The sequence below is a fragment of the Antarcticibacterium sp. 1MA-6-2 genome, from assembly GCF_021535135.1.
GTDB lineage: Bacteria > Bacteroidota > Bacteroidia > Flavobacteriales > Flavobacteriaceae > Gillisia.
Map to the genome: position 1 here is coordinate 204,139 of NZ_CP091036.1, position 19,768 is coordinate 223,906.

At 38.0% G+C, this 19,768-nt stretch carries 14 protein-coding genes and 5 pseudogenes; 9 read left to right on the forward strand and 10 right to left on the reverse strand.

Features of this window, described 5'->3' with window-relative positions; all coding sequences use genetic code 11:
- Position 1: 1 nt before the first annotated feature.
- Together LZ575_RS00930 and LZ575_RS00935 are read right to left on the reverse strand one after the other, a co-directional pair.
- Positions 2–1,780, reverse strand: a pseudogene (locus tag LZ575_RS00930) (AMP-dependent synthetase/ligase).
- A 454-nt stretch (positions 1,781–2,234) separates the two neighbouring features.
- On the reverse strand, positions 2,235–3,731 hold the full coding sequence (locus LZ575_RS00935) for a hypothetical protein (RefSeq protein ID WP_235327729.1): 1,497 nt from the start codon (positions 3,729–3,731) through the stop codon (positions 2,235–2,237).
- 522 nt (positions 3,732–4,253) lie between these two features.
- Here LZ575_RS00935 and LZ575_RS00940 point away from each other — a divergent pair.
- The gene (locus LZ575_RS00940) at positions 4,254–4,478 is read left to right on the forward strand and encodes a CDGSH iron-sulfur domain-containing protein (RefSeq protein ID WP_235327731.1); all 225 of its coding nucleotides are present in this window, start codon (positions 4,254–4,256) and stop codon (positions 4,476–4,478) included.
- A 409-nt stretch (positions 4,479–4,887) separates the two neighbouring features.
- Positions 4,888–5,670: a M15 family metallopeptidase gene (locus LZ575_RS00945; RefSeq protein WP_235327733.1), complete on the forward strand. Its 783-nt coding sequence runs from the start codon at positions 4,888–4,890 to the stop codon at positions 5,668–5,670.
- Between the two features lie 17 nt (positions 5,671–5,687).
- Here the strand turns inward: LZ575_RS00945 and LZ575_RS00950 are convergent, their stop codons facing one another.
- Positions 5,688–5,915: a hypothetical protein gene (locus tag LZ575_RS00950; protein ID WP_235327735.1), complete on the reverse strand. Its 228-nt coding sequence runs from the start codon at positions 5,913–5,915 to the stop codon at positions 5,688–5,690.
- 364 nt (positions 5,916–6,279) lie between these two features.
- Here LZ575_RS00950 and LZ575_RS00955 point away from each other — a divergent pair, with 364 nt between their 5' ends.
- The 7 genes and pseudogenes from LZ575_RS00955 (at position 6,280) to LZ575_RS00990 (ending at position 11,648) form a co-directional block, all read left to right on the forward strand.
- Positions 6,280–6,612, forward strand: coding sequence for a helix-turn-helix transcriptional regulator (locus LZ575_RS00955; protein ID WP_235327737.1), 333 nt, complete (start codon positions 6,280–6,282; stop codon positions 6,610–6,612).
- 27 nt (positions 6,613–6,639) lie between these two features.
- The gene (locus LZ575_RS00960) at positions 6,640–7,095 is read left to right on the forward strand and encodes a DUF6428 family protein (RefSeq protein ID WP_235327739.1); all 456 of its coding nucleotides are present in this window, start codon (positions 6,640–6,642) and stop codon (positions 7,093–7,095) included.
- A gap of 20 nt (positions 7,096–7,115) precedes the next feature.
- Positions 7,116–7,752, forward strand: a pseudogene (locus tag LZ575_RS00965) (low molecular weight phosphatase family protein).
- Positions 7,752–8,781: pseudogene (gene arsB, locus LZ575_RS00970) on the forward strand (ACR3 family arsenite efflux transporter). The pseudogenes LZ575_RS00965 and arsB overlap by 1 nt, the downstream one beginning before the upstream one ends.
- A gap of 77 nt (positions 8,782–8,858) precedes the next feature.
- Positions 8,859–9,368, forward strand: coding sequence for a DUF4494 domain-containing protein (locus LZ575_RS00980; protein ID WP_235327743.1), 510 nt, complete (start codon positions 8,859–8,861; stop codon positions 9,366–9,368).
- Between the two features lie 367 nt (positions 9,369–9,735).
- A pseudogene (locus LZ575_RS00985) lies at positions 9,736–10,191 on the forward strand (CHRD domain-containing protein).
- Between the two features lie 662 nt (positions 10,192–10,853).
- Positions 10,854–11,648 (forward strand): annotated as a pseudogene (locus LZ575_RS00990) (ScyD/ScyE family protein).
- Between the two features lie 119 nt (positions 11,649–11,767).
- Here the strand turns inward: LZ575_RS00990 and LZ575_RS00995 are convergent.
- The 7 genes from LZ575_RS00995 to LZ575_RS01020 form a co-directional block, all read right to left on the reverse strand.
- Positions 11,768–12,280 (reverse strand): DUF418 domain-containing protein, encoded by a 513-nt coding sequence (locus LZ575_RS00995; protein ID WP_235327745.1) that lies wholly within the window; start codon positions 12,278–12,280, stop codon positions 11,768–11,770.
- Positions 12,281–12,392: 112 nt separating this feature from the next.
- Entirely contained in the window at positions 12,393–12,995 is a 603-nt protein-coding gene (locus tag LZ575_RS01000) for a DUF418 domain-containing protein (protein ID WP_235327747.1), read from the reverse strand.
- Positions 12,996–13,238: 243 nt separating this feature from the next.
- Positions 13,239–13,424 (reverse strand): hypothetical protein, encoded by a 186-nt coding sequence (locus LZ575_RS01005; RefSeq protein ID WP_235327748.1) that lies wholly within the window; start codon positions 13,422–13,424, stop codon positions 13,239–13,241.
- Positions 13,421–13,636, reverse strand: coding sequence for an Eco57I restriction-modification methylase domain-containing protein (locus LZ575_RS24150; protein WP_409187235.1), 216 nt, complete (start codon positions 13,634–13,636; stop codon positions 13,421–13,423). Before LZ575_RS24150 ends, LZ575_RS01005 begins: the two co-directional genes overlap by 4 nt.
- Positions 13,637–13,714: 78 nt before the next feature.
- Positions 13,715–14,098 (reverse strand): hypothetical protein, encoded by a 384-nt coding sequence (locus tag LZ575_RS01010; protein WP_235327750.1) that lies wholly within the window; start codon positions 14,096–14,098, stop codon positions 13,715–13,717.
- 154 nt (positions 14,099–14,252) lie between these two features.
- Positions 14,253–14,624 carry a DUF2200 domain-containing protein gene (locus LZ575_RS01015; RefSeq protein ID WP_235327752.1) on the reverse strand — a complete coding sequence of 124 codons (372 nt, stop codon included), beginning with the start codon at positions 14,622–14,624 and terminating at the stop codon, positions 14,253–14,255.
- A 148-nt stretch (positions 14,625–14,772) separates the two neighbouring features.
- The gene (locus tag LZ575_RS01020; RefSeq protein WP_311196141.1) at positions 14,773–19,752 is read right to left on the reverse strand and encodes a PAS domain S-box protein; all 4,980 of its coding nucleotides are present in this window, start codon (positions 19,750–19,752) and stop codon (positions 14,773–14,775) included.
- Between the last annotated feature and the right edge of the window lie 16 nt (positions 19,753–19,768).

The following is a 19,768-nucleotide window of genomic DNA, read 5'->3' on the forward strand; positions in this document are numbered from 1 at the left end:
CTTATTTTTCATAGATATTGTTGTAGAGATTCTCGTACAACTTCTTGATGTTTCTTCGTTTCAGCTTCATCGTAGGAGTTAAATGTTCTCCTTCAATACTCCAAACATCAGGAGTAAGTTCAAATTTTTTCACTTTTTCCCAGTGGCCAAATTTAGCGTTGTAAAAATCTACTTCTTCCTGAATACGGGAAACTACTTCAGGATGTTTGATCATTTCTGCAGGAGAGTTTCCAATATTTAAATTTTTTCGGTTTGCCCATTCCTGAACAAATTCGAAATTTGGCTGAATAAATGCTGCTTAAGCATTTTTTCTCCTTCTCCAATTACCATGATCTGTTCAATGAAGCGGGATTGTTTCATTGTATTTTCTATAATTTGAGGAGCCACATATTTTCCGCCAGATGTCTTAAACATTTCTTTTTTTCGGTCGGTAATTTTAAGGAAACCTTCACTGTCTATTTCGCCTATGTCTCCCGTATGGAAATAACCCTCCTCATCAATTGCTTCATTGGTTTTATCGGGCTCTTTATAATAGCCTAACATAAGATTTGGTCCTTTTGTAAGGATTTCCCCGTCTTCAGCAATTTTTACCTCGACTTTATCAATAACTTTTCCTACGGTTCCTATTTTAAATCCGTGGTTTCTTTGATCGTTAACAGCAATAACCGGAGAAGTTTCGGTTAAACCATAGCCTTCCATCACAGGAATTTCGGCGGCTGCAAAACTCTCGCTAATCTTGGTTGCAGGGCTGCACTTCCTGAAACTATTAATTCTATATTACCTCCAAGACCTTCTTTCCATTTCGAAAATATGATCTTTCTGGCAAGGCCAAGTTTTGTTTCATACCACCAACCATTGGCGCCATATGGTTCATATTGAAGTCCCAGCTCCACAGCCCAGAAAAACAATTTTTGTTTAACTCCGCCAACAGTAGATCCTTTAGCAATGATTTTGTCGTACACTTTTTCAAGTAATCTCGGAACCGCGGTAATAACATGAGGTTTTACTTCTTTTAAATTTTCACTTATTTTATCAATAGATTCTGCAAAGTAGATGGAGACGCTGTAATATTGGTATAAGTACAGGATCATCCTTTCGAAAATATGGCATACCGGGAGAAAACTTAAGGCAGTGTAGGTGCCAAATTCAAACGGGACCCGGGGAGCACTTCCAAGAACATTGCTAACAATATTATAGTGTGACAGCATGACTCCTTTTGGCCTGCTTAAGTAGTTCCAGAGGTATATATAAGAGTAGCGAGATCATCTGGCTTCACCTGCTTTTTTAATTGCTCTACTTCATCCTGGTTAGTTTTGTCTTCACCTAACTGCAAGACCTCTGTCCAATTTTTACATCCTACTATTTCATCAAAACTATAAACTTCCTTGAGTTTTGTATTGTGTTTTATGGCGTTTAATTTCTCCAGAACTTCAGTATCTGAAACAAAGCAGTAAGTGGCTTCACTGTGATTGATCACATATTCATAATCTTCTTCAGAAATGGTGGGATAAATAGGGACATTTTGAGCTCCCAGCTGGAGAACCCCTATGTCTACAATATTCCACTCTGTCCTGTTGGAGGAGGAAATGACAGCAATTTTTTCACCAGGTAAAACCCCCAGCCGAAGTAAACCCCTGCTCATGGCATTAGCCCTGTCTATGTATTCTTTGGTAGATAAAGATTGCCAGCTGCCATTATACTTGGTTACCAGAGCCTTTTCCAGGGGGTGATTTTCCAGTTGATAATATGGGAAATCAAAAAGTCTTTTTATTTCAGTCATTGGGTTCTAAATAGAGATATACCTTGCAAAATAACAATTTACCAGGGCATTTCAAATCTATTTATTTAAAAAGCTGAAGATATTTTCTCACGAGTTGTGATATTCATAATTTCTTATTCTTTATTTATTTCATAAAAAATTTAAAACTGCCTTTGATTTGATACAGATCATCCATTTAAAGAAGATAAACTAATAATGAATTTGCCGGGTAGGAGAGATCAGAGACAGGGGTGGAAGGGATTTGCTGCCCGTAGGTTATAAAATATGGCGTAAAAATCGTGTTATTAAAAAATGGTAAACTTATTTAAAAGTAATATCACTTAATGACTTGGCAGGATAAAAAAAGAAGAGGCTGCCTAAGAGAATTACAATACTGAGAATTCAGTTTTTGTACTTCCACTTAAAGGCAGCCTCTTCAACCTAACCTTATCCATTCCGGGATTATCAACAAAAATTATTGCGCGTTATAAACCCATTGGATTTGTCCACAAGCTACAGGTAATGTAGCAATATAATTACCTTCGAAGTTCATTCCGTGAAGAACAATAGTTCTGTTAACAAGAGGTGCAAGTTCTTCCCATGTTGGTACTGCTCCTTCTTCCTCAAACTCTGTTTCTCCTAAAGTAAATGTTCTTTCATAATAAAGTTCTCCATCAGCGTTAGCAACGGGAAATTCATCAATAGGATTATAAAGAGAAAGTAATACAGGTCCGTAAAATGGTGCACCTTCCCCAAGTTCTATTACTCCGTTACCATTGGTATCGGCAGCCATAAATCCTGTTTCACCGGGTGATGGAGGACAGGTTCCATTCTCATCACTTTCAAGACCGTGGATATGTTGTGGATGTACCATACTGGGAGTTAATCCATCTGCCCAAACTTTAACGGTTAATTTATTATCCATTTGGATAAGACTTGCGTGTCCCCAAACACCGCTATCATTTAAAGAAGATAACCAGCTGCTATAAATATCTGCTTCTAAAAGATCAGGAGTATCTCCCATGTCTCCACAGTTACCTGCTCTAAAGTGGTAATAATCAACATTGTCATCACCGTCCATTAAATCTCTAACATCACCATCTGTAATTACACCTGCACGAACGATATGCTCTTGTATGTCATCATAAGCATCAGAATTTCTCAGAGTGATCTCAAAATAGTATTCATCCATTCCATCTGTATCAGGTAAAGCAAAACATACAGGACTTCCGGCATAATCTCCGGCGTCATTCATAGTTACTGTACTTGGTACGTCGTTGTACATTTGATCTCCTTTTTCACCATTGGAATAGCTCCATACATCTACTGTATATTCTGCAGCATAATGTCTTCCGGACTCATCACAATAGTTACCAAATATGCAAAGTTCAATAGCTTCATTTTGGTCTATTTCAAAGAAAAGATATCCATACTGGTTAACCATACGGTCATCATAACATAGAACATCTACTTCTACGTATTTCTTAACTCCCGCTCTAAGGTCGATGGCCATAGGGAGTGACTGATCAACAAAGGAGGAAAGATCGTTTCCATTGCCCCAGGGCGCAAGCCAGATCATATTTCCTGAAGCTCCATGCACTGCAAAATAGTCCAGAGAATAATTCCCGGGCATCAATTCAAGATTTGCATCTTCTACTGTAAAAATCTGGCCATCGGCAAGATTTACGCGATACGGCTCATCCTGTGTTCCCACAATATCATTGCCGTCCATAGAAAGTACTATTTCAACATAAGCAGCAGCTTCGTCGGAACATTCCGGGACACCGTCAAGAAAACTTGTATGGGCTTTGTTAGCCGCACGATTGGTAGCAAGATCTGTAAGAAGGGCTCCAAAACTTAAGGTAGCCATATCGGGATTCGAATTTGTATTTACAGCTTCTTCCTTACTACAGGATGTAAAAAGGAGGGCAAAAGCGGCCAGGAAGCTAATACTGAGTTTAAATTTCTTCATAAGTTTTAATTTAGATTTATATAAAATGGTTAATAATTACGGTTTTGATTCATAATAATTGATGGGATGCTTTAACCAAGCAAGATCAATAGGCTATGAAGAATTATAAAGATACCCTTGTGGTGGGGGAGCACTAGTAGGGGAATTCCCTTATTAACCTAGTTTAACCCTTGTGGAACGATGCAAATTCCTGTTTAAGAAGAAAAGAGATTAGAAAAAGAGTGGCAGCTACTACTTCTATTAGATTTTTTTATAATATTTAATCCTATAATAAAAAATTCAGGATTTTTAAGAGGTTAAACAAAACCATTGATTTTATGATAATTAAAGAAAGTATTGGGGAAAGTGATCTTGTAGAGATCCTTTAAAGAAAATTTTATAATTCTGTCGGGAAGTAAACTTCTAGTTTTGAAAACAGTTTGTTATTATATAGCAAGGTTACAATGTCTGTAAGATTTTCTTTATATTTCTTCAGAACAAGAATTCTAATTGAAGTAGATTCGCAACCTAAAACAAAAACAAATGTCCAAAACAAAAATTACCGTAAACAATAATGGCTCTCTTATAATTGCAGGAGATTTCGAAATAGTAGATAAGAACGGAAATGAATACAACCTGGGAGGACGGGAACAGGTTACCCTTTGCCGTTGTGGCCTTTCAGCAAACAAACCTTTTTGCGACGGGTCCCACAGAAATCATTTCGAACATGAGGCTGTTGCATTCGATTTGCCCCCAAAGAAGGTGTAATTTTGAAAGTAAATATTGACATTCCTTAAGACAGGAAAATTAATATAAACCGTACATAAGTTTTTCTCACCCTTAAGTGCTACCCTAATTTCTGCACAGGGTGGAGAAACCTGTTCAACAGATTAAAGATGAACTAAAACTCAGCCATACTTTTTGTTACTCCTCCTGTCATATTAGAATTAGATTTTTTCAGTTCATTTTAAATCAATTAGAAAAATTCAAATTTATCTATCCAATAGAAGTGAAATTAATATATTTCAAATTAGTAGTAAAGACATAATTGTTTTCAGAAATATTTAAGAATTTCAATTTTTGAAACCTGGCCACTTACAGTATTACTTGTGAGACTTGTTTCTTCAAAAAAGGAATTATACATAGCTAATTAGTATATCTCAATGAAAAATTTAGAATGAAAAGCTGGCTCCTTATTTATTTACTACTATTAATCAATATGAACCTCTTTGGTCAGAGCCTATTTTTTAAAAATATTGACAAAGAATTTCTTACAGGTAAAATTAATTATTGTGAAGACGCACGCTTCATGAGAGTGGGGAAGGAGCATTCCCTGAGACAGGTCTATCTCAATCCAACAGTTTATGAAGCTTTTATAAAGATGGCTGACGCGGCAAAATTTGATGGCCTAGACCTCAGGATCGTTTCGGGAGCCCGCAGTTTTGAGGAACAGAAAATAATTTGGGAAAAGAAATGGCAGAGCTTACCAGATACCGTTCCTCAGGACCGCATAAAAAGAATTCTTGAGTTTAGTTCTATGCCAGCTACCTCCAGACACCACTGGGGAACAGATATAGACATTAACAGTGTAGAATCCTCCTATTTCACCTCTGAAAAAGGAATAGCTGAGTATCAATGGTTAATCAATAATGCTGGGAAATTTGGATTTTACCAGGTTTACAACAACCAGGCATCGGGGAGGACAGGTTATTCTGAAGAAAAATGGCACTGGTCTTATATGCCTCTGGCCAATTTTTTTCTTCGGGCTTATAATGAACAGGTAACTTATGCTGATATTCTGGGATTTGAAGGAGCCGATTTAGCTGAAGAATTCTCCTTAATTGCATCTTACGTAAACGGAATATCAACTGTAGCAATTCCGCGTGCTGTTGCAGTAGTTACTGCGCAGAGATTAACGATTGATCAATTAAGAGAAAAGAGAAAAATTTTCGTCAACTAAATTAATTTTTGGGAATATTACTCATTCCCATAGAGATTACCTTTAGAATCTTCTTCGGGAGCTTTTTTCTTCTTTGTACTTCTAATGGCCAGGATCATTGCCAGTATTATTAATAGAGGTCCTATAATTCCCAGATAGGCATTTGAATTCTCCTCCCAGCTAAGATCATCAAAACTTAACCTGGCAGCATTAAAAATAAGGAGAGCGATACCAATAAAAAGCAAGATGTAATAAAAATTTTTCATCAGCATTTAGTAACAAAGCTATATTAATAAGATACGGAATATTTATATGAATTTAATACCAAACTCAGTCTTTTTAAAAAAGAAAAGTGCAGAATTTTTAGCCGCGGGATGAGGTTTAGGCAACTGCGTATTTTTACCTGAACAAACCCGTGAGTGACTTACCCAACCTTCAGCTTGAGAGAGGTGCGTATTAAAAGCCTTTGCAGTAAAGGAACCGAGTGATATTAAAACTCATCTTTACTTAAAAGTGCTTTCCCGAAAAGCTGGCATTGGAGGAAATAAGGAAACTGGTTTTAGAAATAATTTATAGCAAGCTATTAACATTTAGAATATTTATCGTAATATTGCTATATAACAATAAGCAATGGGAATTACGAAATCAGAAATTTTTAGTCCGTTACAAAATGAGATAGCAAATCTTGCGAGAGTGCTTGGACATCCTGCGCGTATAGCCATTCTACAGCAGATTATGAAAAGTGAGTCCTGTATTTGCGGTGATCTTGCAATGGAAATAGGTTTGGCACAACCCACCATTTCTCAACATTTAAAGGAGTTGAAGTCTGTAGGATTAATAAAAGGCACCATTGAAGGGGTGAAGGTGTGTTATTGTATAGATCAGGAAAACTGGAAACAAATGAATGGTCTACTTACAGAATTTTTCAATCAGAACCTTAACAATAACAATGATTGTTGTTAGCTGAATTAATAATAAAAAACTTATACTATGAAACTTTCAGAAATCAAAACTCATTTAAGAGAACTCGAGACCATTGCTTTTCAACTTCCAAACGGATCTTTGGTACCACGTCATTTTCACGTTACTGAAGTGGGAAAAGTATCCAAACATTTTATTGATTGCGGTGGAACAGTAAGATTAGAGGAAGTAGCCAATTTTCAGTTGTGGGATTCCAATGATTACAATCACAGGTTACATCCTGAAAAATTAACTCACATAATTGAACTTTCAGAAAAAATTCTGGGACTTCAAGATCTGGAAATTGAAGTTGAGTACCAGGGAGAAACCATCAATAAATTCGGACTTGATTTTGACGGTAAGAATTTTCAGCTTACCACAACAAAAACTGATTGTCTTGCAAAGGAGAATTGCGGTATTCCTACGGAAAAACCAAAAAAGAGATTATCTGAAATATCCTGCTCTCCAAATTCCGGTTGTTGCTAGATTCCTGTAAAAACCTCAATATGGATCATTCAACTAACAGATTGTTTCCTGAATTACATAAACTAATAAAAGGACTTTCAGCTTCCAAAATTTCGGAAAGCCGAAAAGAAGTTCTACAGGATCTTATTAATTATATTCAGCAAAAAGTAGAAAAACAGGAGCTTAGTTAACATAAATTTCATTTGTACCCATAATTCCCGGCGAAGTCACCTTTCTCAAACCTGGGCGCAGGTTATCTCAGCCTACTTTAATATTCCGGGAGTGCATTGTTATTCGGGAGGAACTGAAGCTACTGCACTCTTTCCTATGGCAGCAAAAACACTGGAACAATCAGGCTTACAGGTGGAGAAAATTTCTGAAACACAAAATCCTGTCTATAGCATTAAATTTGGACCAAATGAACTTCCTGTTATAGGTTTTTCCAAATCTTTTGATCACCATTATAACCCTGAAAGTAAGTTTGCAGCTATAATGACCTGTTCTCAGGCAGACGAAGCTTGCCCTTTAATTCCGGGTGCTGAAAAAAGAATTCCTATTACTTATGATGATCCAAAAGAATTTGATAATACTCCTGAACAAGCTGAAAAATATAAGGAACGAAGCCTGCAGATCGCGTCAGAATTATTTTATGTGTTCTCTAAGATCAATCTGCAGTAATGGCTAAAAAGAAAATAGCATTTTTCGAAAAATATTTAAGTCTGTGGGTTGCATTGTGTATTGCCGGAGGAATAGCGATAGGAGCTGTGGCAGGTGATGCAATGGAAGTAATGAGCACCTGGGAAATATACCAGGTCAATATTCCTATTGCCTTGTTAATCTGGATGATGATCTATCCTATGATGTTGCAGATAGATTTCAGCAGTATTAAAAAAATAGGTCAAAAGCCAAAGGGCATTGTGCTAACAGTAATTATGAATTGGCTGGTGAAGCCGTTCACCATGGCATTTTTTGCCTGGATCTTTTTTACTAAAATTTTTGCTGCTTTTATTGAACCTTCATTGGCAGGAGAGTATATCGCTTAGTGCAATTATCCTGGGAGCAGCTCCCTGTACCGCTATGGTTTTTGTATGGTCCTACTTAACAGATGGAGATCCAAATTACACCCTAATGCAGGTATCGGTAAACGATCTTATCATTCTTTTTGCTTTTGTACCTATTGTAGGATTGTTGCTTGGGATTACTGATGTTGTTGTGCCCTACGAAACTCTTATCCTCAGTATTTTAATATATGTTGTTGTACCACTAATTGCCGGAATTCTAACCAATAAATTGCTGATAAAAAGACACGGAGAAGATTGGTTTAAATCTGATTTTCTTCCGAAGTTCAAGCCTGTAAGTATTATTGCGCTGCTCCTTACTTTGGTGCTGCTGTTTGCTTTTCAGGGGGAAAACATTCTGAATAATCCTCTTATAATCTTTCTTATTGCTGTCCCGCTCATCATTCAAACCTATTTTATTTTTTTCATTACCTGGTTTGCAGGTAAAGGTTTGAATCTTTCTCATCCCGTTTGTGCACTTAAGCAGCAATGATAGGTGCCAGTAATTTCTTTGAACTATCTGTTGCAGTGGCCATAGGTCTGTTTGGTCTCGAAAGTCCGGCGGCTTTGGTGTGTGTAGTGGGAGTTTTGGTCGAAGTGCTTAGTGATGCTTTCCCTGGTGAACTACGCCAACAGGAGGAAATATTAAAATTGTGAATATCTATTGGCAGGATAATCTTTTGTGGCTGTTATAAATTATATTTTTGGCTCCCAAAAAAATATAATATGAGCGCAACCTGGTATGAATGTAAGGTGAAATACAGAAAAACACACGAAACAGGAGAACAAAAAGTAACTACCGATACCTACTTACTTGACGCAGTATCTTATACTGAAGCAGAAGCACGGATCAACGAAGAAATGGCTGCTTATACAAGTGAAGAATTCAGGATCACGAATATAAAAGTTGCTAACTTTTCTGAAGTTCATCCCTTTGAATATTCCGATCGCTGGTTTAAATCAAAAGTTTCTCTTATCGCGCTTGATGAAGAGAGCGGGAAGGAAAGAAAAACAAATGTCTATTTACTGGTACAGGCGAATGATGTAAAAGAGGCTTTTGAAAATACCACTAAAGCTATGGAAAACACCATGGGCGACTATACCATTCCTTCTATTACTGAATCTCCGATTCTGGATGTTTTTCCATATTTTTCCGGGGAAGAAGTCGAAGATAGGATTGAAGTTTCCGAAATGACAGAAGCAGTGGAAGCTGATGCAGTGGAACAGGAAGATTAATATAAGCAGGAGCTGCATATTCCGTATATCAGCATCATTTTTATTAGAAACGTACGTGAAACACCTCTTGTTGAAGGGGTGTTTTTTTGTTCCTGAATTGAAGAACCTGCCACGATTATTTTTCCTCTAATTTTTTCCGTTAGAAAGTATTGACAGTAGCTGTTCTTGTCAATTCCTCTTCTGAAGAAGGATCATTATTAGATTTGGGAAAACTTTAGTAATTGTCCAAAAACTACCTCTATAGACTACGTAGATATAGTAATTATAAACCACTAAATATTATTTTATGAAAAATTACATGTTTTACCTGGCCGCTTTTCTTTTTGTTTTTACCTCTTGTGAGAAAGAAGCAATGGAACCAGAAGTAATGGAAGCGCAATTACAAACCGAAGTAAATGGCCAAAAGGCTCATCTTAAGAACGTACAAAGTTTTAAAGCACATCTCTCTGGAGACCAGCAGGTGCCGGAAGCAGATACTGAAGCTACAGGACAAACCATATTTAAGCTAAGTAAAGATGGTAGCACCCTTTCCTACAAGTTAATTGTCGCCAATATTGAAAATGTTGCAGCTGCACATATTCATATAGGTGAAACTTAGGCAAACGGAGGCGTTGCAGTGACCTTGTACAATGGACCTATTGAAGGAAGAACAAATGGAATCCTTGCTGAAGGGGAAATTACAGATGAGGATATTACAGGCTATACTCTTGCCGAATTAATTAATATTATGCTGGCTGAAGGAGCTTACATAAACGTGCATACGTCACAAAATCCTGGAGGGGAAATTCGTGGACAGGTTTCGCCTAATAATAAGGAAGCTTAAGATTTTAAGTGGGAAATTCTGGTAAAAAATTGTACATTAAAGTGCTCTAAAACTTAAATGCCGATCTTTATCTGTCTCTTCCGCAGATAAATCTAAAAGGGATAGGTTTCGACCAGTCCCTTTTCTTTAGAATTAGGTGATTTTTGTATGATAGTTTACTCATGTTTTATTTCTATTGTTAATTTTTCTTCCTGTCACCACTTTTTTAAGTTTTGCATTAAGGAATTATATTATATTTACATCCCTATATTTCAGTAGTTTACACAAAGCCTCAAGTGTACTCACCTACTTACCCCTCTGCCTGGAAGAATCTCCTACCTGATTCTATTTTTATTTGAATTTATCCACTTAAAAATTGAAATATTATGAAGAATTATTCTTTTACCGGAGTTCTGTTGTTATTGGTCCTGCTTGCGACCGGATGTTCAAATGAAAAATTACCTGCAGAGGTTCCTGAAGTCCGGGACGCCTCTTACAAAGATGGTCCCGCTTTTATGAAATACTCAGAAAGTTCACCGGGAGGACCTTTATTTGATCTTTACACAGCACCCAACAATGATATTCTTGTTGCAGATGCCTCTGTAGGAATTACTACTCTTTATGGAAAACTGGAAGCAGCCCTCCCGGGAGTTACTTCGGTATCAACTGTGGGAAGAGGCTTGATGTGGGCTACTGTTGGACCAAATGGACCAGGCGAAGAAAATAACGGACAGGCACTGTATAGGGTTCAAAAGAACCGCACAGTAATGGTAGCCAACTTATTTGAATTTGAAGAGCACTACAATCCCGATGGTCAGGATATTAATTCAAATCCCTACGCAGTTTTGGCTCTTAATGGTAATGAAGCTCTTGTAATAGATTCAGGAGGAAATGACCTTCTTCGTGTAGACCAAAAAGGGAACATTGAAGTTGTAGCTGTATTTCCTGTTGAACTGGTTTCAACCCAGTACATTAAAGATCTTGTAGGTTGTCCTGCTTAGTCCGCCTGATGTTTGTGGTTTGCCGCCTATGTTGCCTGCGCAGCGATTCCCACTTCAGTTGTTATGGGACCAGATGGCTACTATTATGTAGGAGAGCTTAAAGGTTTTCCTGCTCCAATCGGGGAATCAAACATCTGGAAAATTTCTCCTGATGCTACAGGAGCTATGTGCGGTTCAAGTCCTGATTGTATGAAGGCATTTGATGGTGGTTTTACCTCCATTATCGATATGGATTTTGGCAAAGACGGAATGTTATACGTGGCTGAAATGGATGCTAATGGTTGGTTAGCGGCGGAAGAAGGCCTTGGAGTAGGAGGAAGGATCAAGGTTTGTAATCCTGAAACTCTTCAATGTGAAGTAATAGCCACTGGCATCCCATTATTAACAGCAATAACAATTGACAAAAACGGAACTCTTTGGGCTACCCGCAATGCTCTTATCCCGGGACAGGCTGAGGTTGTTCAGATTTCCTATTAGGATATTAAGCCTATCTATGTAAAGTTTAAATATTAGCCGGAAAACCGGGGAAAGGTCCTGATCTTTTTCCCGGTTTTTTATCTGGATTTCGATCAGGCCCAGTCAAATCCCTTATTAAACTACTTTGGAAGGGTCTCAATTTTTTTCCGATTTTCTGAAAATTTGAAGTAAGTAAGTGATCTCCAAAACCACTCCACAGGTCCCTGATGAAAACGCTTTAACCACCATTGACTAAATTTGATCTGAAGAAAAAATACAGCTATAGCCATTAGCACATTTAAGGAAGGAGAGCTTTTATTAAAAAGATCAAACCCGAAATTATAAAAAAGGAGCAGGCCGAATGCAGTTTGTAAAAGGTAATTCGTTAGTGCCATTTTTCCCATCGTCTCCAGAGGTTTAAGAAAGGAATGAAAAAATTTTCTCCTATAGAGAAGTGCTATTCCCGTGATATAAAAGATGGTAACTGCAAAGTTGTAAATACTAAAAAGAAAGGCTGCTATCCACTTAAAACTGGGCACTACATCTATTTTTGGAAGACTAACGTAATCCATGAGAAGCATTAGCCAGGCAATCAGGACCAGGCCAACGATCACCCAACCTAGTATATTTATTCCAGCGTAAAAATTTTCCAAGATTTATTTCTATAGATTCAAACAATTTCTTTCGTCCCGCGTAAAAGCCCAGGAGAAAGTAACCAAAGGTCATTAGAAGCCTTCCGCTTTCCAGTTGATACCTTATCTTGGCTTACCAGGAATTCAGGTTCCCTGTTATATTATCTAAAAAGCTTCCCTTATCCACCAGCAAATTATAGCTTTCAGCTTTGGCTTCCATGGGAAGTGACATGTTCGGGGTAGTATTCTCAGTTACAATTGCATCATAAAGATGGTTTGGCAGATTTGTTATCAAAACCAAAGCAATTACAATTAAAGTATTGACAGGCAGTCTTCTAAAGGCAATTAGGATAATTCCCAGGACTGCATAAATGGCCAAAATATCCCCCCGCCAAATCGTGTGATGGATAATTCCAATAATGAAAAGCAGGAACAGTCGCCAGGCATAAACTCTAACATAACCCGATTCAGATTTTTTTCTTCGGAAATGGAGGTAAAATCCTAACCCAAATAAAAATGAAAACACTGAATAGAATTTTCCAAAGACAAGAGCCCCAAAAATTGCAAATGCTACATAGTCTGCTGTACTGAGATAGCTGAAATATACTTCACGGGGTAATGAAGCACCAGTATACCAGATTATCATATGAGCGTAAAGGATGCCTGCCAGGGCAAATCCCCGCAAAACATCAATAGTTTCAATTCGATTACTACTTATTAATTTGCTTTCCCCCATAAATCATATCCCTCAGCCTAAAAAGGAAGAAAACAGGATCAATCTTCTGAACATGTTTTAGCTGTTCCTTCAAATAACAGTTCGGGTAATTTTTATAGATTTTAATTACAGGGGATAATGGAAAAAATTCATGTTGAATCTCTTAACTCCCACTGAAATAAAAATGACCAAATACCCGGGTATAAAAACCCGTGCTTTTTTTAGTTGTTATACCGTAATCTTCAAAAGGAGGGTCATTAATAATTATCTATAAGCTTTTATAGCCCTGTTGTTTCCAAAAATATCTTTTCTTATCTCGGTTTTAAATCCGTTTTCTGCAAAAACTTTAGCAGTTTCTTTATGATGATTTTTATTAATTTCCACGTAAACCACTCCCTGGGGAGATAATCCTTCTTTGGCCAGTTCCGCAATTTTACGGTTAAAGATCATTGGATCTTTTCCTTTGACATATAAGGCAACCTAGGTGGTTCACGATCCAGATTTTTTCCCTGATCATCATCTTTCGAGTTTTCAGAGACATATGGCGGATTGGACACAATGATATCAAATTGTTTTGGTAGTTTTTCCCACTTGAAAATATCTTCCTGGATAAATTCTACATCAATGTGATTTAAAGAAGCATTTTCCCGTGCAATTTCCAGGGCCTCACCTGAAAGATCGACGGCAGTAACTTCTACTCAGTATTTCTTTTCCAAAAGTGACAGGTAAAAGTCCGCAACCTAAGTTCCTATATCCAACATAGTAAGGTTTGAACCTTTATCCTGTTGTAATCTCATAAAATCTTCTTTTACCCAATTTACCAGGGTTTCAGTTTCCTCACGAGGTATGTGAACATTAGGATTTACCTTAAAGGTCCTGCCACAAAAATCGGCTTCCCCCAATATATATTGAATGGGCTCATTGTTTTTAAGACGTTCCAGGGCATCCTCAAATTCCTGCTGTTGGAAATCCTCAAGAACAACATTTTTCTGCTCGTCAGGGTCAGCCGGAACGTTTAAATATTTATCAACGAGCAGTTCGAACATGGACTCTAATTCACTTTCCGGATACTCATTTTTAAAATTCCTGAAAAATTGATCCCGTAATTTTATTAGTTTTATCATACCTCAAATGTAAAGTTCAGGAGAAAGAAAAGTCTTTAGTAAATCATAATGTATCCTAAAAGAAATGCGAAAATTTAAAAAAGATGAGGTAGAGTGGGAAAATAAAGAGTTTAGGAAGTAGTCCTAATTTTTTTCCCAAAGCAGATGCTAATTTCTAATTAGAGGAGCCACGCAGGATCTTCTCCATCTTTTTTCCTTTAGCCAATTCGTCAACCAATTTATCTAAATATCGTACCTGTTGTGTGAGAGGATTGTCAATTTCCTCAACCCTGTACCCACAAATCACCCCCGTAATTAGACGGGCATTTGGATTAAGATTTGCCCTTTGAAAGAATGTTTCAAAGCTCAGCTTTTCCGCTATGATTTCCTGTAGTTGTTTATCATCAAAACCTATTAGCCATTTTATGACCTGGTGCAATTCTTCTTTTGTCCTGCCCTTTTTTTCAATTTTGGTAACGTAATGAGGATAGACAGAAGCAAAAGTCATATTTGCCATACGTTGATTATGCTTCTCATCGGTTTTCATGACTTCTGGTTTAGATTTAACTTACCTGAAAGTACTGATAATATTTAAAAAAGCCATTTTCTGTACTTTTCAAATAATATATTACAGCCTCTTTGATTCTGCTTTTATTTTCGTGGAACTTTTGAATAATAAATTTGCGCAAATTTTTTTATTCCCTGCTAATAAAATCTTCTAAACCTGATGTTACTACATCAAATTCAGCTAAAATATCATTCAATTCCTGATTGTCCATTGTTTTTGTTTCTGAAGCTTTGAGCTTGTCCCGATACGCCGGGATCCATTTCTCTAATACTTTTGCCTCGATATAGTGTAATGTAATAGTATTTTTGTGGATCAAATTAGAAATAGCTTCTACATCTCCCGCTTTAGCTGCAGTGCTAAATTCCTGTTTGTAAAGTTGAATAGCTTTGATGGAAGTGTTTATTAATTTTTCAAATACCTCCCGGTTTTCTCCTGCTAAACTTTGGTATTTTTTTACGCTGTAATGCTGGCTTTTTAAAGCTTTTTCTGTGGGCAGGTTTTTAGTGGAAGGAGGGATATTATTAATTTCGTTATTTATAGAATTAGGCCTCGCATTTCCATTGGTCCTTTTAAGATTGAGATGATACAAAATGATTTTCTTCAATTTTGCCGGATCAAAAGGCTTTGTAAGCAGATCGTCAAATTGAGTAGCATGTTGTACTTGCTGCACTTCCTGATTTTTATCGGCCGTTAATGCAAGAATGGGAGTATTTTCATAACCCTTGATTTTCCGAATTAACCTGGTAGCTTCGTAACCATCCATTATTGGCATCCGCACGTCCATAAGAATAAAATCATAAGAATTTTGTTGTGCCATTTCAACAGCTTTCTCTCCGTTTACTGCTTCCTCGGGTATAAGGTTCCACCAATTTTTAAAGAACTGGATGAGTATATTCCGGTTGATTTCCACATCCTCCACCAGTAGAAGCTTAATATGGCTTAAATCTGAAAATTCCTCCTGCGGAACTTTAATTTCCTCTTCTAAAGCTGGAATTTTGGCTTCTTTAACGGGGAGGCTAAAGTAGAACCTGGAACCTTTACCTTCCCTGCTCTCTACCTTTATTTCACTTCCCAGCAAATCCAGAAGCAATTTAGTTATTGTAAGTCCCAACCCGGTTCCACCATATTGTCTTACCGTGGAACTTTCAGCCTGGGAAAATTTTTCAAATATGTAGGAAAGCTTTTCCTCCGGAACTCCAATTCCAGTGTCTTCAATAGAAAAATCCAGCCACAATAAATCATTTTCCCTTTTACCAATGGAAATTCCGAAGTCAATAGAACCATTCCGGGTAAATTTTACGGCGTTGCTTACCAGGTTATGCAGGATTTGGGACAACTTAAGTTGATCTGTCACAATGTATTGGGGAATATTTTCCTCTATCTTAACCTTTAAAATTGTACCATTGTTTCTCGCCTGGGGCTTATATAATTGTTGTAGGCTTAAGATCATTTTGGACAGATCAAACTCATTTTGATCTACTTCTCCTTTCCCGACTTCAAGTTTGCTGAAGTCAAGAATATCATTAATAAGCGACAATAAATTTTGTGCAGAGAAGCTAAGGGAGCTCAGGTTTTCTTTTTGATCTTCCCTGGGATTGCTGTCGAGCAAGAGATTAGTGAGACCTATAACGGCGTTAAGGGGAGTACGTATTTCATGACTCATTGTAGAAACAAAATCCTCCTTTGCTCTGGAAGCAGCTTCAGCCTCCTCTTTAGCTTTCAATAGAGCTTCTTCAGTCAATTTTCGGTCGTGAATATCAAGGTTCATTCCCGCCCATTTTTTTACTTTCCCTTCAAAATCGAAAATAGGAGTACCTTTCACATTGGTCCAGCGGAATTTGTTGTTTCCGTTTTTCAATCGAAACTCTACATCTATTTTTTGTTGGGATTCTACAGCTACGCGCCAGTTCTTTTCAGCATATTCCCTGTCTTCAGGATGTATTGCATTTGCCCATCCTGTACCCAACCATTGCTCCAATGTCTGGCCAGTAAATTTTCTCCATGAGGGGCTGTCCTGTACAACAAAACCTTCGCCATTGGTTTCCCAAACAGCAATGGCAGATGACTCGACCAGATCCCGGAAGCGTTGTTCACTTTCCCTCAGTGCATTTTCTGCCCTGGCCCTTTCTACAGCCGCCCAGGTATATTCACATACCTCCTCTACAAGAGAAACCTCTACAGGAGTCCATTTTCGGGGAACAGCCTGGTGAACTCCTACAACTGCCAGCAACTTACCATTCTTTACCAGCGGGACTCCTATGCAGGCCCGTAATTGAGCTTCATCAATAACAGCCTGCATTTCCCCGGTAAGGTCTAATCCTTCTGAAACATCGTCCAGTACAAGAGTGCGCCCTTCAAGAAGAATGTTCCGGATTTCCTTGTCAAAATCAGTAAGTTTCCCTTCAGGGGGTGCGGGTTCTACTCCATCCAGGTAACCTGGCCGGGACTGCAAAGTGTCCTGATCTTCCATTGCTTCAGCATAATAAGCCCGGTTTGCTTCAAGATGTGCACCCAATACCTGCATGGCGGTATACTGGATCTCAGTAGGATCTGCCAATGGCCTTAGAGCGTCATTTAATTTAAGAAGAAAAGTTTGCCGCTCCTCTGCCTGTTTTCTTTCGGTAACATCTTTAAATATTATTGCTACCTGTTGCTCCTGTTGGGAGTCAAGCCTGAAAGCGTAAACATCAAACCAGCGTTCCAGGGACTGGGAATAGTCATCAAAGCGTAAAGATTCACCTGTTTTAGAAACTTTGCTGTAATATTCCAGCCAGAACGGTTCTATATTAGGTACAAGTTCTTTTACGGTCTTGCCTAATACATTAGACATTCCAGAATGTGCCTCAAAAACAGGGTTTGTTTCAACATAACGGTAATCTACACAATCCCCCTGCTCATCATAGATCATTTCAACCAGGCAATAACCTTCATCAAGGGAATTAATAATTTTCCTGTACTTATCAGTAGCCTTTTTCGCAAGTTCTTCTTTCAGCTCCACCAGTTCCTTCTCTCTGTTCTTCTGTTCGGTAATGTCGTGGTAGGTTAAAATTATGCCATCTCCGTTCTTTACTGCCGAGACATCAAACCAGTTCTCAAACTGTTCATGAGTATAGTTTTTTTGCACTCTTAGGGCCTTACCAGTTTCCACAACCTCAATATAGGTATCTAAAAATACCTTCGATACTCCGGGATATAAATCAAGAAGACGCGTTCCAACTAATTGCTCTTCCGTTAGGTTATTAATATTTTCTGCAGCTTTGTTTGCTCCTCTAATTTCAAAATCGATGATTTTTCCCTGCTCGTTACGAATAGATTGAAGAAGGGTTATGGCCGCAATAGAACCATTCAGCATTTGATGAATGGTTTCTTCAGATTTTTTTCTTTCGGTAATGTCCTCACTGGTGAGAACCAGCCTGTTTTCTACTTTTTTTGCCCTAAACCTGAAATAATGATTCAGTCCATCCCCTTCATACAGGGTTTCAAAATCTGCCGGAATATCGGTTTCTGCAGTTATTTTGAGTTGCTCAAGAACCCCGGTGCTCCTTACATTCGGAAATTGGCTGCTCAGCTTTTTTCCCACAAGATCTTCAGGAAAACTCAATTGCTCAAAATTAAATGCATTTAACATGGCAAATTGAAAATCGTCTGCCTTTCCTTCTTTATTATATAAAATATTAAAGAGAACAATTGAATTAGGTGATGCGTCAAAAATTGATTGCAACAAGCTCCTGGTCTCCTGGATTTGATCAGCCTGGAGTTTAATTTCCTCCAGGGAAGTCTTCAGCATTTCAGCTTCGGTTACAAGGCCTTTTACAGTCGCCTGTTTCTTTAAAACAACATCAGAAATGTCAAGGATCCTTTGAATAATATATTCTACTTCCCCCTCTGCATTTAAAACAGGAGAGTTCGTAAGACTCCAGTATTTTTCCTCAAATCCCGCATCCCGTCGCTTTACATCGAAATTTTGGATCGCCATCCTGTGGGGCTTTTTGGTGGAAAGGACAGATTGTAAAGAAGCATTGATATTTTTTACCCCGCTGGCATCTGGCAGGGCAGGGTTATCCGGAAATACGTCGAATATATACTTTCCTATAATTTCATCCCGGCTTGTATTAGTATTCTCCAGGTAGGAATCACTGGCCATTTCTATATAAAAAGTAGGGGTGAGGACAAGGTAAGAATCCGGAGCATTTTGCAGTACCCTCAAAAGGTTACGGCTGCGTTTTTCACTTCTTATTATTTTATTCTCCGCCTGTTTACGTTTTGTTATATCCTGTAAAAGGCCAATAAATTTTAGAGGATTGCCATTCTCATCCAGAAGAATTTTCCCCTGGCATTCCACAGTACGAATTTGCCCGTCCTTTCTAAAAATACGTCGGGTATAGGTGTAGCCGCTTTTCCGGTTTATTGCTTCAATTAGAATTTGTCTCACAGAAGAGATATCATCAGGATGGGAATGTTCATCTATCCACTCCTCTGAAGGTTCAAACTCGCCCGGTTCATACCCAAACAGCTTAAAAAGGCCATTTGAAAAAAGTATTTTATTGGTGCGAAGGTCTACCTCGTAGCTTCCTGTTCCTGCTACAAGCTCTGTGGCCTCCATAAGATTTTCCAGGCGCTTTTTCTCTCTTTCTGCTTCAATTCTATCGGTAATATCCTGTGCAGTCCCATAACCTTTCACAGCATTCCCGGCATCATCTGTTAAAATCGCTGCCCTGCGGTGAAGATATCTTATACTGCCATCTGGCCTTATGGCCCTTGTCACCATATCTAATGGCTCCCGGGTGGCGTAGATGTGGTCAATCGCTTTAAGGTATTTTTTCCGGTCATCTGGATGAACATGAGATATAAATTCCTCCAGGCTAATTTCTTCATCTTTTGGTTCAAGACCTAAAATACGGTAAAGTTCAGGGGAGTAGAAGAAAGTGTTTCCGGGAAGAATTCTTTCATAACTTCCAATGTGGCCTATTTCCTGTGCATTTAAATACCTGCGATGTTCTTCCAGTTGCTTTAATTCTCCCAGTTTTTGATCATGAATATTTTGGGCATTACAAATAATGTGAGAAACGGTGCCATCTGGATTATTTTCAAAAATTTTATCCCTGATTCTAAACCATTGCCAG

Coding starts and splice junctions, on each gene's coding strand:
- LZ575_RS00935 (WP_235327729.1), bottom strand. CDS start 3,731: ATGAAGAAATTTAAACTCAGTATTAGCTTCCTGGCCGCTTTTGCCCTC.
- LZ575_RS00940 (WP_235327731.1), top strand. CDS start 4,254: ATGTCCAAAACAAAAATTACCGTAAACAATAATGGCTCTCTTATAATT.
- LZ575_RS00945 (WP_235327733.1), top strand. CDS start 4,888: ATGAAAAGCTGGCTCCTTATTTATTTACTACTATTAATCAATATGAAC.
- LZ575_RS00950 (WP_235327735.1), bottom strand. CDS start 5,915: ATGAAAAATTTTTATTACATCTTGCTTTTTATTGGTATCGCTCTCCTT.
- LZ575_RS00955 (WP_235327737.1), top strand. CDS start 6,280: ATGGGAATTACGAAATCAGAAATTTTTAGTCCGTTACAAAATGAGATA.
- LZ575_RS00960 (WP_235327739.1), top strand. CDS start 6,640: ATGAAACTTTCAGAAATCAAAACTCATTTAAGAGAACTCGAGACCATT.
- LZ575_RS00980 (WP_235327743.1), top strand. CDS start 8,859: ATGAGCGCAACCTGGTATGAATGTAAGGTGAAATACAGAAAAACACAC.
- LZ575_RS01000 (WP_235327747.1), bottom strand. CDS start 12,995: ATGGGGGAAAGCAAATTAATAAGTAGTAATCGAATTGAAACTATTGAT.
- LZ575_RS01005 (WP_235327748.1), bottom strand. CDS start 13,424: ATGATCTTTAACCGTAAAATTGCGGAACTGGCCAAAGAAGGATTATCT.
- LZ575_RS01010 (WP_235327750.1), bottom strand. CDS start 14,098: ATGATAAAACTAATAAAATTACGGGATCAATTTTTCAGGAATTTTAAA.
- LZ575_RS01015 (WP_235327752.1), bottom strand. CDS start 14,624: ATGAAAACCGATGAGAAGCATAATCAACGTATGGCAAATATGACTTTT.